The 15,878-nt window shown below is 43.4% G+C and carries 6 protein-coding genes; 4 read left to right on the top strand and 2 right to left on the bottom strand.

Features of this window, described 5'->3' with window-relative positions; genetic code table 11:
• Nucleotides 1–67: 67 nt before the first annotated feature.
• The 4 genes from WHS63_RS05330 (at nucleotide 68) to WHS63_RS05315 (ending at nucleotide 11,936) form a co-directional block, all read left to right on the top strand.
• Complete coding sequence (locus tag WHS63_RS05330) at nucleotides 68–9,580, top strand: hypothetical protein (protein WP_445204214.1); 9,513 nt, start codon at nucleotides 68–70, stop codon at nucleotides 9,578–9,580.
• A 777-nt stretch (nucleotides 9,581–10,357) separates the two neighbouring features.
• Nucleotides 10,358–10,567, top strand: coding sequence for a sulfur carrier protein ThiS (gene thiS / locus WHS63_RS05325; RefSeq protein ID WP_445204213.1), 210 nt, complete (start codon nucleotides 10,358–10,360; stop codon nucleotides 10,565–10,567).
• A 1-nt stretch (nucleotide 10,568) separates the two neighbouring features.
• Nucleotides 10,569–10,886: an FtsB family cell division protein gene (locus tag WHS63_RS05320; RefSeq protein ID WP_445204212.1), complete on the top strand. Its 318-nt coding sequence runs from the start codon at nucleotides 10,569–10,571 to the stop codon at nucleotides 10,884–10,886.
• A 3-nt stretch (nucleotides 10,887–10,889) separates the two neighbouring features.
• Nucleotides 10,890–11,936: an aldose epimerase family protein gene (locus tag WHS63_RS05315; RefSeq protein WP_445204211.1), complete on the top strand. Its 1,047-nt coding sequence runs from the start codon at nucleotides 10,890–10,892 to the stop codon at nucleotides 11,934–11,936.
• Between the two features lie 480 nt (nucleotides 11,937–12,416).
• Here the strand turns inward: WHS63_RS05315 and WHS63_RS05310 are convergent, their stop codons facing one another.
• Nucleotides 12,417–12,722 (bottom strand): PG0541 family transporter-associated protein, encoded by a 306-nt coding sequence (locus WHS63_RS05310; RefSeq protein WP_445204210.1) that lies wholly within the window; start codon nucleotides 12,720–12,722, stop codon nucleotides 12,417–12,419.
• Between the two features lie 15 nt (nucleotides 12,723–12,737).
• Nucleotides 12,738–15,866, bottom strand: a complete 3,129-nt coding sequence (locus WHS63_RS05305; protein WP_445204209.1) for an efflux RND transporter permease subunit — start codon at nucleotides 15,864–15,866, stop codon at nucleotides 12,738–12,740.
• Nucleotides 15,867–15,878: the final 12 nt, after the last annotated feature.

Here is a 15,878-nt window from a genome sequence, read left to right as displayed (position 1 = left end):
ATTTTTGAAGTAAATTCGAAATAAGTATTATTCGTAACTAGTTAAGAAAACCGAAAAAATTACATATATGCTAGGCTTAATACGTATCAAACCATTTTACATTGCTTTAGGGCTATTTGCATTGGCTACACAAGCATTTGCACAGTACAGTCCAGCAGGCATTGGTAATGCAACTGGAACAAATGGTCAGCCCAAGTTGGTTATGTGGCTCGATGCTTCATCGTTAGGGTTAAACGATAACGATCCCATTGATACATGGACCGATAAGTCGGGGAACGGTAATAATGCAACAGCCCCATCGGCGGGTCAAAGGCCCTTATTCAAAACCAATTATTTAAATGGATTGCCCGCCGTTCAGTTTAATGCTACAAATAGCAATATTCTGAATTTTGATGGTAATATACTTGTTGGTACTGATTTAACAGCCACTTTTGTTTCTGCCCGAAGGGTTAATGGTTATCAACTTTTTGTAGGAGGAACCCGTAGCGAAGCAAACAGAAACATGCATATTGGATGGAGAGATAACACCACTCAATTTTTATGTAACCATTGGGGGAATGATATCTGGACGGACGTTAATGGATTTGCTGGTAGCGGAATTAATAGTTTTGGTATTTTTACAAACCGCTTGGCTTCAGCAGAAGCAGCACCCCAGCGTAGGTTATTTCAAAATGGTCAAGAAATTGGAAATATTAGTGACCCAAGCCAGCTTTTAAGTTACGAAGGGGCTGGATTGGCAAGCTGGACTGGTACATACTATAATGTTGATATTGCTGAGGTAATTTTTTATACAAAGGCTCTTAATGCAGCACAGCAAATCATTTTGAACACATATCTATCAGCAAAGTATAACATTACACTTAACGATGGAACAAATTACTTTTCCAACCCTAATGGATATACCGTTGATTTAATTGGAATAGGTACCACCGATGGCACACAAAAACAGGCTGAAACCGACATTTCTGCTCAAGGGAATCTATTGCTAAAAGAATATTCAAGTTCGCTCAATGAAACCAACGAGTTTGTTTTTGCCGCTCATAATGGCACACCTCATGGTATCGACAATTCTGATTTACCCGATGTTAGCCCCATTACCCTAACAAATAGATGGGCTAGGGTTTACTATTTACAAAGGGTACAGAATGGTGTGACTGATGCGGGTTCAACTGATTTATCAATAGGATTTAACTTCGCAGGAACCGGTATAACACCCAATTCATCAAAAGTGTACTATCTACTTTACCGTTCAGGCACTACAGGTACTTTTTCTGTTGTTCCCAATGGGTATGGCCTGGTAAACAATAACAAGGTTTGGTTTAACCTTACCAGTGCCAATTTCCAAAGTGGATACTATACCATTGTGGAATCGAGCCAGGATGTTCGTACATGGTATTCATTCAACGATGGATTGTGGAGCGATTTCAATACATGGAGTTTAAATCCAGACTATCCCAATAACCCCGCATTTGAGACACCCGGTAACCTTGATAGGGTTGTAATACTAAACGGAAAAACTGTGACAGTTTCGGCACCTGTAACTGCTGGTACCTTAGAGGTTAACAATGGTAAAATTGATTTTGGTACACTTGCTCCAAGTAGTTTCTCATCAATATGGGGTCAACCGGGGGGAATAGTTAGGCTTGCTGCCGATAACTTCCCTAATGGAGACGCCACAGGCTTTGTTTCATCAGGCGGAGGAACTGTGGTATACTATGGTACTGGTTACACGCTTAATGCAGCTCGTGCATTTAACAACGTTGAAGTTGAGCTAAGCTCATCGTCAAACACACTTACCTTGCTTGCCAATTACACCCTAGCCGGTAATTTAAGGATTAAAAACGGTATTCTTAGAATCAACAATGATGTAAGCACCACAGCTCTCACCCTTGATGTTAGTGGCGATGTAATAGTTGATGCTAACGGACAAATTAAGGTAGGCCTTGGTAATACTGTTGGGAGTTATTCTATTGCCAGCAACAATATACCCACTGTTGGACAATACCATAGCATTAGCCATCAATTTAAAATTGGAGGTAACTTAACCAACAATGGTATAGTAAAGCTCACAAACCAAACTGCACCGGTTTACAACGAGTTTAGCTCTACGGGAGCCGTTACACTAACATTTTATGGCAACTCCAATGCAACCTTTCAGATTAATGGTACAACTGATCTTTATGAACTTATTGTTGATAAGGGTTCTGACAGGACTTTTATTCTGGAAGTATATAGCAACAACTACAATAACTTTAGGTTATTTGGTCCTAACAATGTTGGCCGCGCCACAGGAGGGTCGTATACAGCTGCCAACCCTGAGGTTCGAAAAGCTCTATGGATTAAAAATGGTACTCTTAAGTTAACCGGTTCAATAAATATCCCTACGCTTAGCGAGGGAAATGCCGTAAGTGGTAATGGCGATTATCCTATTCCTGCAAATGGTAAGCTTTGGATTGCTGGTCCCGATGTTAAGGTTTACTCTACAGCCAATAATGTATCGCAGGTCCCTGCCGGAAGTTTAGGCGTTAATACCGGTTCAAGCAACCAGGCCCTATCAGTTTACGGAGAGTTTGAGATAACAGCAGGGTACTTTAACACCCGAAACTCGGCGGGATTTATTTTCTGGTCAGAGGCTTCGGCGGTGGTAAAAATTAGTGGTGGACTATGCGATGTTGCCCAATTCCGTAGCGCACACGGTGGAACGGGTGGAAAAACCTCCTTTATTATCTCCGGAGGTGAACTTATGGTTCGCGGTAATCGTCAATTTACATGGAATACTGATTTTCAGTCGGGTTATGAGGTTAATCCCGATGGCGGCGGTGAGATAACCGGAGCATATCCCACTTTTGGTATTATTGATCCCGACGGGGTTTTTCAAATGACAGGAGGTAAAATTTATGTGGCTCAAGCCTCGGGTACCAACAACTATAATAGTAATGCTTTTTTAGTAAACTCCGATCCTTCAAACCACACTGCAACAGGTGGTACCGTTTACTTTTTAATGAACGATGGCGATAACTTTGATTTAATCTCCAGCGGACCGTTATATAACGTTGAAACCCAGAAAACAACTGGTACTACACAGGCCAATATTCACATGGGTAGCGATATATCGCTTAACGGTAGCCTTACACTTAACAGCTACACCACCCTAAGGGCACGCAGGGAGCATAGTAGCTATAACTACCGAACTTATAACCTGGAGGTTGCTCGTATATTTATTATTAACCCTAATGCTCAATACCTAGCATACGATAATACTACCACCCTGCTGGTTACCTACACTAGCAGTTTTTCAATAAATAATCCCGAACTGGTTCTCAACAATTTAGTTGTTAGGAACAACCCAAACTCACCAAATACCCGATTAAATTTTTCTGGAAGTTTCACAACTCTTACTCTTAATAACCTAACCATTGAAAGTGGTGCGGTTCTGAGACACACCAACCAAAACATTGTTGTAAAAGGTAATATTTCCAACTCGGGTACCATTGAGCTCGATAATCCTGCAACCAATACGGGTAAGGTTTTGCTAACTAATCGTGGAATTGTTTCAGCCATTACAGTAACAAATCCCGGTAGCCATACAACCATTCCTACCATTACAATAAGTGGAGGCGGTGGCACTGGAGCTACTGCTGTTCCGGTGTTTAGCGGAATACCTGCCGCAGGGAACGCGCTACCATTGCTGGGCATTGTAATTACAAATGCAGGAACGGGCTACACCTCCGCACCTACTGTAACCATTAGTAGCGGCGGTGCCACAGCAACTGCAACCATTAACACCCAACACCAACTGGGGGGGAATGGGAATGGAGTAGTTGCCAATTTGGAGGTTAATGAACCCCACCCAAGTGAAGCATCGGGCAAGGTTGAAGTTACATACTTGATAGCCAATCAAACTGTTTCAAATCGATTAACTCTAACCAATGGTATAATTGATTTACGATCAAAACTACTAACACTAGATGGCTCATTATCGACCGAGGTTATTACCGACTATTCTACTACAAAAATGATTCGCACCCTTGGAAAACATTCCGATTTGGGTATGCGAAGGAGAATAAGCGGCAATGCAACCTATATTTACCCTTTTGGTGTTTACACAAAAACAGGCGATGGTAATAGGTATACTCCATCGAGCAATGCTATAACTGTTTTTGTTGATTCAGGCTACGTTCAGGTAAACCCTGTTGATGCTGAATTGCCAACACTTGCACCATCGGCTCAATCGGCATTACAGTATTACTGGCGAATACGTCACGATGGATTTACTACTCTCCCAAGAATTTACAATATTTTCTATTTCTATAACACACCAGCATCCTATTACCCTGGGGTAGCAAATCCAAGTTCATGGAGACCTGGAAAAGTGGTTGGAGTAAATAGGATATATGATTTAGGCCCATTGAATTGGGACAATGACTCCAAGAATTTATCCCTTGAGTATCAATACCAGGATGCGAATCGTACAGGAAATACGCCACCGATTCTTCAGGAAGGAGAGTTTACTACTGGTCATAATACCCGATTTGCTGGAACAGTAGAGGTTTTTTATTTACGGGCAAACGGGGACTGGAGAAATAATAATACTTGGTCATACACAAGGGGTGGGCCTGCTGTACCTGCAGGCCGATACCCAATGGCAGGTGATATTGCCGTAATTCGACGTTTAAGTACTAGTTACTCTGGTTTAGTTGAGATTACTAATGCTGAGGCTGCCGCTAAGGTTATTTTTGATGACGAGAATGGTTTTTCAAGTGGTTGCCCTCGCTTATGGTTTTCAACCGCAGCATCATTTAATAGTAATTTCTTTGCAGTTGAGGTTGCCGAAACGCATAAAGGTGGTACATTGAACTACGAAACACATGGCGCCGTTATGCAATTCGACCTATTTACAGGCTATGCTGGACAATTTCCAACTGGCGATTTTGGCGACTTTTTCAACTATCCAAATGCTTTAATAATATACCGAAATGAGGGAACTACAAATCCTGTAACGCTTCCATCATCTGTTACTGAGTATCCTCAGGTTTGGTTCGATCCGCCTAATGCAAAAACATTTATTTTACCTAATACTAAAGTTACCTTCCATGGACTTGTAATCATACCTTATGGTCACGAGCTGCAATTTAATTCAGGAAGTAATGCTAGCGCAACTTTCGAGAAACGTTTGGATATTGGACATTCTTTTGGTTCGGGTATTGTTTCTTTTCCTGGTACTGCTTCTGCAGACCAAACTGTAACAGCAATGTCAAATATTCGCTTAATCAATAACTCGCAGCTAAGAATTATTAACCCTACCGGAGGTGGGAGAACCCATAAACTTATTGCTCAAAAGTCAATTAGTTTAGAAACGGGTTGTAGTATTAACCTCGGCGATGGCAATCCCTCAAACACTAATGTTACCTTAGAATTAGCTGGTGCAAGCACCGATTCGCTTTATGCTGCTGGTACTGCATCTGTAAGCCTGTCGAGGTTAGCCATGAATAAAGGTGAAACCGCTTCAAATCAATTCAAGTTCAATTGGCCATTTACACTTACAGGTCCTTCAAATGGAGCCACATCGGAAAAGGCACTGCTGCTCCAGAGCGGAACTTTAGTTTTAAATCATCCATCAATCGATATTGACATCAACTCCGGGGGTGAAGACTTTGAAATACCCTCAACTGCAGGATTGCTTATAAACCAGGGTACTATTAGGGTTACAAATCCTGGCAATAGTGGAATAAAACTCGATGGTTTTCTTGGTATTGAAGGCGAGGGGGCCAATCAGGGACGTTTAATACTTGACGGCGGTGTGGGTTCCAATAACTATATTGAATACTCATCGTCAGGCAAAGCTCAAATTGATGTTAAAGGCGGGTACCTTGAGGTGGGTTCGCAAATTCGCTCATCAACCCTAAACAATCTTGGCGTGCTCAGGTACCGACAATTGGCCAAATCGGGAGCGCCAACATCAAATGTTATTGTGGGTACCCGTTCAGCTCCTATTAACAACCGTGGTGTGTTTGAGGTAATGAATCCTGGCAGTTTATTCCAGCTCTATAATGGTACCTTAACCATTGTTCGTGGGCACGATGATTACGGTACCGAGAGTCGTGCGGCTCTATATCTCGATCCTGAAACCTTTGGAACCAACCAATGGCCTACAATTCAAATAGGCCTAAATGGAACAACTCCAACTACTATACCCATCACCATAAATTCAACTAAAACATTACCTCGTTTAACTATTGACCAAAACACCCTAGCCAAGTTAAGCATTAACAATTTGAGCGTACAGGGCAACATGGAGATTAGAAGTGGGGCTTCGTTTAATGGTAATAACCTTAACTTAACGCTTTTAAATAATTTAACCAATAACGGTGTACCAAATGTTTATACAAATACCTTAAATTTTGAAGGCAGTGAGCAAACCATTAGTGGTAGCGTGATTGCCAACCATGTAACCATCAACCCTACTATATCGGTAACGCTTAATAGCGGAGCTTTACTAACCGTTAACGGAGATTTGAATATCAGCAGTGGAATACTAAGCGACGGGCAAAATATTATTGATGTTAAAGGCGATGTTTACAACAACTCATATCACATTAGTCCCAGTAATACAACTGGAGGCTTAAGATTCAACGGAACAACAACGCAACGAATATACGGAGATGGACAATTTGGTAGGATTGAAATTGATAACCCTAACAAGGTATACCTCGAAAACAGCATTACGCTTAATAGCCCGTTAAAGATAACCAATGGTATATTCCATATCCAATACCATAAGTTAAATTTGGGGCTGAATGCCAACATAGAGGGTAGTGGTTTTAGCAATTCAAAAATGATAGCCGTTTATGGCGGGATGTTTACGCCATCGGGTGTTTCAAAAGTTCTTCCAACGCTTTCGGGATCAAGCCCTACGGATCCATACAATCCTTCTGACCCAGCTTATACATGGAATATAACCCTCCCAATTGGAGCAGATGATGGAACCAACCAGCGATATATGCCAGTTGATATATATTTAGCCAACAACAGTTCAGGTGGTTCACTCAGAATAGTTCCAGTTAATACCCCTCATCCTACATTTACTGATCCCGGTCAAACCGACCATGTACTCAACCAGTACTGGGAGGTTGAAAGTACAGGTATATCGCAGTTTACTGCACTTACCCGTATGCATTATACCACCGATGCAGTTAAGGGTTCTGAGGTTGACTATATTGGCGCTAGCCTTTACGATGGCTACTGGAGCAAGTTTCTGGAATCAACCTCTCCACCCATTGTTGTGGTTGACGAAGATAACGATTGGATTAACTTTATACACAATAATCAGAATCTGGTATCGGGCGATTACACCGCCGGTGAACCCGATTATATTCCTGACCGTGTTCCGCTATTCTATTCCAAGAAGAATGGTGACTGGACCGATCCCACTACTTGGGATCGTGACGATGGAGGCCCCGTGCCAGTAAATGGACCTGTTGGGCAACGTGTTCAAATTAGAACAGAACACACCGTTACTATCCCAACAAACTATATACGTTCGTACGAAACTACGATAAACGGACGGTTAGAACTGGGTAGTACTATTAACCACATATTGGGGTACGTGAAAGGTTATGGAACTCTTTCATCGTATACCAACTCCATTCCAACAGGGAACTACACCAATTTCTTCAGCTGCGGAGGTGGTACCATGGAGTATGGTGGGACAACCGACTATACATTGACCGATAGGTATACCTCATATAATAACCTTACAATTACAGGCTCGGGCATTAAATCGTTGCCTTCAAATAAAAATATTAGTATTTGCAATAATTTAGCCATAAGTGGAACGGCAACTTTAAATACTACAAACAATTACTCCTTGACTGTTGGAGGAAATATAACCAAGGGAGCAACAGCCAATTTTTACGCTGAATATCCTAATCAAACCACAGTTCTGAATGGGACTCTTGAGGCAACTGTTAGCGGCGATTTTACAGGAACAACACAGAACCGATTCAACAACCTTATAGTATCAAAAAATACAACCTTAAACGGTCCGGTAGATGTGTATAAATATTTAACTCTTGAGAATAATGCCATAGTTTACACTTCGCAAACAAACCTGTTAAGGTTAACCAATGCTTCATACGGTTTGGGTACTATAAGTGCCGGAAGTTATGTAGAGGGCCCTCTTTCAATCAATAAAACTAACGGAACCTCTCAGGATTTTCCTATTGGTAGAAACGGAAGAAAAAAGATTACCTCATTCCTAAACGTTAACCATGGGGTGGGTGAAAATTACTGGGCTGCAGAGTATTATAACTCAAACTTAGGTTCTGGTTACTATGATGCAACCAACTTCGATTCTCCAATAACCAATGTTTCATTATCGGAGTATTGGGTTTTAAAAGGCCCATCAGGCGCAAGTTCTACTCTTAGGTTTACTTTAAATGGAACCAGCGATATTGCTGCTGCTTTAGGCAATGGCAACCTATCAAATCTTAGAGTAGTGCGTTGGAATCCTTCAACCTCAAAGTGGGAAATTGTGGGTACCAATGTATCGATTACTGGTACTGTTAGTAATGGTACTGTAACCACAACAAGTTCTGTTACCTTTGACGGTACCAACCAGTACTTTACCCTTGCGTCAGTTCAGCTAATTGTTGCCCCAACTGCTCATATCACTTCAAATAATGCATCTATTTGTGAAGGCACTGCCTATAACCTTACTATTGAACTCACCGGAAATGCTCCTTGGACAATAAGCTATACCGATGGAACCAACACCTATAGTAATGTTGTGATTAATTCCTCACCTGCTTCAATTCCACAGAATCTAGCTATTGGAAATTACACTTTCCAAATTACCTCGCTTGTGGATAAGGATAATATTCCTGGCACAATTTATGGTTCAAACCCAGTTGTTACTGTTTATAAAATGCCTTTAACTACTTTCAATTTATCGAATACTGGGAATATATGCGGAGGTATTACATCTAATGTTCTGCAAGATGGTTCAGAAAATGGATTTAACTATTCACTTTACATCAACGGAGTTCCTTATGGTATTACATTGGCGGGCACCGGAAGTAACCTTACCTACTCGGGAGTTGACCAAGCAGGTATTTATACTGTAAGGGCGTTTAACCAACTTAACCCTTCGTGTGGGGACTGGTTAGCTTCAAGCACAACCATATTCTTAGGTTCAACAGCAACTGCAGAGATAAAACAGTTGCTTACATCGCCAAACGCATGTGAGAACAATGAAGTTCAGTTACGGTTGGAATTTACAGGAACCCCTCCATTCTCATTTACAATTTCCGATAACCATGGGCATAGCTGGAATAGAACAGTTGCTTTAGGAGAATTAACAGGTACAGGCCCTTATACATTTAATTACACTATACCCGATAACCCGACTTGGATATCGCCTGCTGCCCCACCAACTGTTTATACTTACACCATAACGAGTATATCCGATGATTCAGGTTGTGGAGCTGGAACTGTTATAGGCAGTGGAGTAAGTGTAAATGTCTACAAAATCCCCGAAACCGGGCCACAGTACCATGTACCCAATAACTTTTCATTCTAGCCAAACAGAACCCTGGTGATGAGCCGGGGTTTTTTGTTTAGTATTCAGTGTGCAGTGTTCAGTGTTCAGAGAGGTGTTTCGGGTTTGGTGTTTAGTGTTTGGTGAAAATCAGCGAAAATCGCCCCAATCTATGCTATCTGTGTTCTATTGAATTTTCTATCAACTGTCAACCAACAACCAAACAGGTATCACAGAGTTACACAATGTAACACGGTGTTTCACAGAATAGCATTCACGAACAACGATTCACAAACAACGAACAACGTCTCAAGCCCTGTAAGGGCGTAATATTTGTAACTCCATGACTACTCCTGCTCTAAAGCGATGCACTCAATACTTTTTCCAAAGAGCAAGGGTGATGCTTTGCATCGCAAAAGTAGTCCATTGCCAAGAGTGAAGGCCTTAAAACTATCAATAAAGCGTGAAGGTACAAAGAGATGCTTCGACGAGCTCAGCATGACAAGGGAGCAGAAGGTAAGATAGGGTTTTTGTCATCCCGAACATAGTCGAGGAATCTCATCAAAGGGTAATAGGAAAAAGAGATGCTTCGGCTAACTCAGCATGACAGGAGAGAATAAAACGATGTTTTTTCAGACTTGCAATTACAAAAATCTTTTGTGTGATGTTATGATTTTGCTGTGCGTTATGGTTATATTTGCGTGAGGGATACGGAGGGTGCGCAGCAGCACATCCCCGCCATGGGAGGGGATTGCCGGAGCGAAGCGGAGCCCGCAGTAGCCCGACCCCTTTAGGGGGCACGCCCAAATACTTTTTGTTATGGATATTACACTTAATAATTTGCCGGAACATATTGATACCAATAAGGCCACTATCACCGTTAATGAACTTCTGGCGGTTAAACGTTTTACGTTTAGGATGCTGGTGGTGAAGGTGAATGGTAAGCTGATTAAAAAAGACGAGTATAGCATGGCAACCATTAAGGATGGCGATGATGTGCAGGTTATTCACCTGATAAGCGGAGGTTAATATGCAGGTGAACGAGATTACTTTCTGGAAATGGTTTCTCCCCAAGCTCAGGAATAAGTTTTTCCTCACTACCTTAATTTTTGCTATTTGGATGCTGATTTTTGATAGCAGCAACTGGATTGAGATGTTTGCCGCTAAGCGTCGAATCAAGGGCCTAGAGGAAGAGAAAGTGTACTACCTCCAGAAGATTGAAGAGGATAAGAAGAAGATAAAGGAGTTACGCACCAATGCCGAGAACCTCGAAAAGTTTGCCAGGGAGCAGTACCTTATGAAAAAGCCAAACGAGGATATTTTTATTGTTGACGAAAACGATTTGTAGCCTATGAACTTTTTTGCCAGCCACTGGGGTAGTATAGATGGTGAGGATGTAATGATTTACTCCATAACCACCGAGGGGGGATTGGAGGTATCGGTATCGAACCTGGGCGCAGCCATGGTGGCCATGCGCCTGCTGAACGACGAGAACGAAACGCTCAACCTGGCGTACGGGCTTTTACGCCCATCGGATTACCTTAAGGCCGATTACTACCCCGGTGTGATAGTTGGCCGGTATGCCAATCGTATTGCTAACGCTAAATTTACCATTGGTGCCGAAGAGTTTGAGCTAAGCGCTAACGAGGGTAAGAACATTCTACACGGCGGCAAGATAGGCTTTAGCCATAGGGTTTGGGAAACCGTAATGTTTGAGGAGCATAACGGGGTTTGCATGCTGGAGTTTTACCTAAAAAGCCCACATGGCGACCAGGGATTTCCGGGAAACGTTGAGGTTTGGGTGATATACCAGATTACCGATGATAATCAGGTGAGCATTAGCTACCGCGCTGTTACCGATAGGCCTACCCACCTAAACCTTACCACTCACGGATATTTTAACCTGAGCGGTTTTGAAACCGATGTGCTTGACCACATGCTGCGCATAGATGCAGACCATTACCTGCCGGTTAACAGCGAGCTTATTCCTACCGGCGAAATCCGCGAGGTTAATGGCTCACCCTTCGATTTCAGAAGGTTTAAGGCCGTTGGGGCCGATATTGACCTGGTGGGAACTTGCTACGACCATTGCTATGTGCTGAACAACCCCACAATTGATAATCCGTCGGTGGCGCTGTACAACCCCAAAACCCATATTGGGTTAACCATTTACACCACACAGCCCGGTATTCAGCTTTACACCCCCATGAATAGACCAAATGTTGCCAACCCCATGATAAAACTACCCGAAAAAGGTAACTGGGCGGTATGCATGGAACCCCAACACTTCCCCAATTCGCCCAACGAGGGGAGGTTCCCCTCAACACTGCTGCTGCCCGGTCAGGAGTACGACCACACAACAATCCTTTCAGTAACCGTAGGTGGGGTTGATGAGTAGGAGTGGGAATGATTCGGAATAGACAGAATATGATGGAGTTAGAGGAAGTTAGAGGAATAGTGAAAAGTGAAAAGTGAAAAGCGTGAATAAAAGTCGTAATGAGTCGGAGTAAGCAGAATATGTGGGAGTTAGAAGAAGTTAGAGGAAGTTAGAGGAAGATGAACCGTGAACCGTGAACCGTTAAAAGTTAAACGTGTGAATAAAAGTCGGAATGATTCAGGATGATTCAGGATGATTCAGGATGATTCGGAATAGAATGAATATGATGGAGTTAGAGGAAGTTAGAGGAATAGTGAAAAGTGAACATCTAAACCGAAGTGCCTTGAATTAACAAATTCATCCAGGCTAATAAAAATGGGGTGCGGATAAATTTTAGAGGAGATTAGTCAATAGAAACAAAAAAAACAATAACTTGTTTGTATTGACTCTTAAAATAAAAAAAGGGGCATTAACGCCCCTTTTTCATTATTTGCATGAGGGTTAATCGAAAAAGTAATCCTCAATAGTCCACATACAGGCTGTAACCAACTCGTTATCGTTAAAAGCGTTACGGTTAAACTCCCGTATCTTCTGCATTACCATTTTGGCTTTTTCGTCCTCAGTTATCTGGATGAATACGGTTGAGTTGTAACCGGGCCATACCGGGTTGTTGAAACGGTGGTCGCCTTTCTTATTCTTGGCTGTAACCTGCTCCACAACCTGAAAGTCGCGAACGTTGTTCTCGTCAAGCATCTTGAGCAGCGGCTCAAGAACAGCAACGTTGCAGGTGCAATATATCATCTTCATGGCTATGCTTCTTTTTTAGTTAAACAGAATGGATTTATTACCCTCGGCTTCTTTTTTTCGCTCTTTACCATGGAAAATGGCGTAAATAGTTGGAACCAGCAACAGGGTGATAAGTGTTGAAACCAGTAGTCCCCCAATCATGGTGATACCCAGGGGTGAGTATGCCTCGCGTCCCATACCGCTGCTGGTAGCCATGGGCACCATACCCAAGAGCGTTGTAAGCGTAGTCATAAGCACCGGACGTAAACGGCTTCGGCCTGCTTCGGCAATGGCATCGTAAAGCTTGTAACCGCGCTTACGGAGCAGGTTGGTGTAGTCAACAAGCACTATACCGTTGTTTACCACTATACCCATGAGCATAATCAAACCCACAAAAGTTGTGATACTTAGGGTTAAGCCGGTTAGCTTGAAAGCCCAAACCACCCCAATAAAGGTTGCCGGCACAGCAAACATGATGATGAATGGGTCGCGGAAGCTCTCAAACTGAGCGGCCATAACCATGTAAACCAGCAGGATACCAAGCACAAGGATTAGGTATAGGTCGCTAAACGACTCGCCTTGCTCAGTGGTTTGACCGGCAACCTCAACGGTAACATCGCTGGGAATGTCAAGGATGGCAATAATACGCTTGGCCTCCTTTTGGGCTTCGCCCAGCGACACATCGTTTAGCTCAGCCATAACCTTAACCACACGTTGTTGCCCTTTACGGTTAATCTGCAGTGGGCTGGTTCCCATTTCCACCTCAGCTACAGCCGATAGCGGTATGGTTTGGTTCAGCAGGTTTTTAAGCTGTATGTTGCGGATTTGGCTGATATCGTTACGGTACTCGGGTGAGTAGCGCAGGGTTATATCGTACTCATCGCCTCCCTCCTTGAACTCGCCAGCCTCAGTACCATATATACTCTGACGAACCTGTAGGCCAATCATGGCTGAGTTCAGGCCCATGGCCGAAGCCTTGCGCTTATCAACCCTGATTTGAACCTCAAGCTTACCCTTATCGACATTGTTGATAACATCGCTAAAGTATTTGGATTGGCGCATGCGGGCAGTAATGGCCTCGGCCGTGCTGTTTATAGTACCAAAGCTGTTGCCTGAAACCTCAATCTCAATAGGTTTTTTATTACCTGTTACGGCAGCCGAGAGGATACTACCCCCAAGCAAGCGGAAGTTCTCCACTTCGGGTATGGCTGCAATGCGTGGGCGAATTCTGTCGGCAATCTGTTTTGCTGAATGCTTTCGCTCGTTGGGTTTTGAAAGGTGACACATCACGGTAGCAATATTTTTACCCTCACTAAACCCTACCGACGACAAAAGCCCCTCCTCGGTTTGTCCGGAAACCGATGCCAATGAGCCGGGAACCATCTCAGGAATCTCATCCTGGAAGATTTGCATAACCAATTGAGCCACGCTATCGGTTTTAGTGGTTGATGTTCCCACTTCGGTTTCAATTACAGCAACCACATCGCCAGCATCGAACTCAGGAATGTAGTCGGTTCCTAGGCCCTTACCAACCCAAAGGCTGAATGCCAGCAGGGCAACCGTTACTATAACAGTAAATGTTTTGTGGTGAACAACCCATGCCAATGCTTTTTTATAGCCATTTTCAAGTTTCTGAAACATACGCTCACTCCACTCGAATAGCTTTCCGTGGCGGCGTTTTTCGTTCTTCTTCATGCCCTCAAGCATTTGCGACGATGCCATTGGGGTTAGGGTAAGCGCTGTGAATAATGAAGCTATTAAGGTTACTGAAGTTAGTATGGCCAGCTGCTTGAACATGATACCCACAATTCCACCCATGAATATCATGGGCAGGAATACTACAATGGTGGTGAGGGTTGATGCTGAAATTGCCATACCCATCTCACTACTGCCGAAAATTGCTGCCTGCTTGGGCTTAGCCCCTTTCTCAATATGCTGGGTGATATTCTCAAGCACCACAATGGCATTATCCACTACCATACCCGATGCCACTACCAACGACATCAAGCTGAAGATGTTGATTGTCCACCCTGAAGCAAACATCACAATGAATGCCACAATCAGCGAGAAGGGTATTGTTATGAAAATGATAAAGCTCTGCTTCCAGTTACGCAGAAATGCCATAACCACAAGCACCACAAAGAACAGAGCATACCAGAGCGATTCGGAAAGGTTGTTGATGGATTCGGTGATAAGCTCGTCGCTCTTCATCACCTCGGTAATGCTAACATCCGATGGTAGGGCGGGTTTAATTTCAGCAACCTTTTTACGTATTTTCTTAACCACCTCAAGGGTGTTCTCGCCCGATTGCTTTTGCACCATCAGGGTGACCCCTTTCCCGTTTGTGGTTCTTCCCACATCGTCCTTCTCCTTATACTCATCGCGCACCTCGGCCACATCGCTAAGGCGAATAACCTTACCGTTGAAGCTGATGAGCGCCAAGTCACGAAGCTCATCAACGCTGGCAATTTCGCCGGGAATGCGAACTGAGTAGTCGTCGTCGCCCACCTTTATATTTCCACCTGGGATAGAAATATTCTGTGCCTTTAGCACGGTTGCCACCTGGTTGAGCGACAGGTTGTAGGCGTGTAGCTTAACGGGGTCGATATCAACCTTAATCTCCCGTTCGGGTGCGCCTATTACAATTACTGAGCCCACTCCCGGCACCTTGCGAAGCTTGCTGGCCACCTCATCGTCAACAATCTTGTAAAGCCCGTTATAGCTCTCGTTGGCGGTAACGCCATACACCAGAACAGGCATCAGTGAGCTGTTTACCTTGAAAATAATTGGGTTATGCGCATCGCGGGGGAGTTTATTCTTTACCAGCTCAATAAGGTCGCGGGCATTATTGGCTGCCGAAGTAATATCGGTTCCCCACTCAAACTGAAGCTGAACAAACGATACGTTCTCCTTGCTTTGCGATGTTATCTCCTTTAGGTGTTCCGTTCCCGATAGGATTTTTTCCAGCTTTTTGGATACCTGCTCTTCCACCTCATCGGCGCTGGCGCCCGGATATACGGTAATTACCGTAAGAGTGGGTAACTCCATTTCGGGCATAATGTCGAGCGGTAACCTGGTAAGCGATACCACGCCAAAGAGCAGGATTGCCACAAACAACATGGCTGTGAATACAGGCCTTTTTACGGCAACTTGTGGTAGTTTCATGTTCTTCCGTTT

This window comes from Tenuifilum sp., from assembly GCF_037481895.1.
Taxonomy (GTDB): Bacteria; Bacteroidota; Bacteroidia; order Bacteroidales; family Tenuifilaceae; genus Tenuifilum; species Tenuifilum osseticum.
The sequence above is the reverse complement of the archived record's forward strand: the minus strand, read 5'-3'. Positions and strand labels throughout refer to the sequence as shown.

Bases quoted from the DNA above. Each gene is read 5' to 3' on its own strand.
- WHS63_RS05330 (WP_445204214.1), top strand. From the start codon at position 68: ATGCTAGGCTTAATACGTATCAAACCATTTTACATTGCTTTAGGGCTA.
- thiS (WP_445204213.1), top strand. From the start codon at position 10,358: ATGGATATTACACTTAATAATTTGCCGGAACATATTGATACCAATAAG.
- WHS63_RS05320 (WP_445204212.1), top strand. From the start codon at position 10,569: ATGCAGGTGAACGAGATTACTTTCTGGAAATGGTTTCTCCCCAAGCTC.
- WHS63_RS05315 (WP_445204211.1), top strand. From the start codon at position 10,890: ATGAACTTTTTTGCCAGCCACTGGGGTAGTATAGATGGTGAGGATGTA.
- WHS63_RS05310 (WP_445204210.1), bottom strand. From the start codon at position 12,722: ATGAAGATGATATATTGCACCTGCAACGTTGCTGTTCTTGAGCCGCTG.
- WHS63_RS05305 (WP_445204209.1), bottom strand. From the start codon at position 15,866: ATGAAACTACCACAAGTTGCCGTAAAAAGGCCTGTATTCACAGCCATG.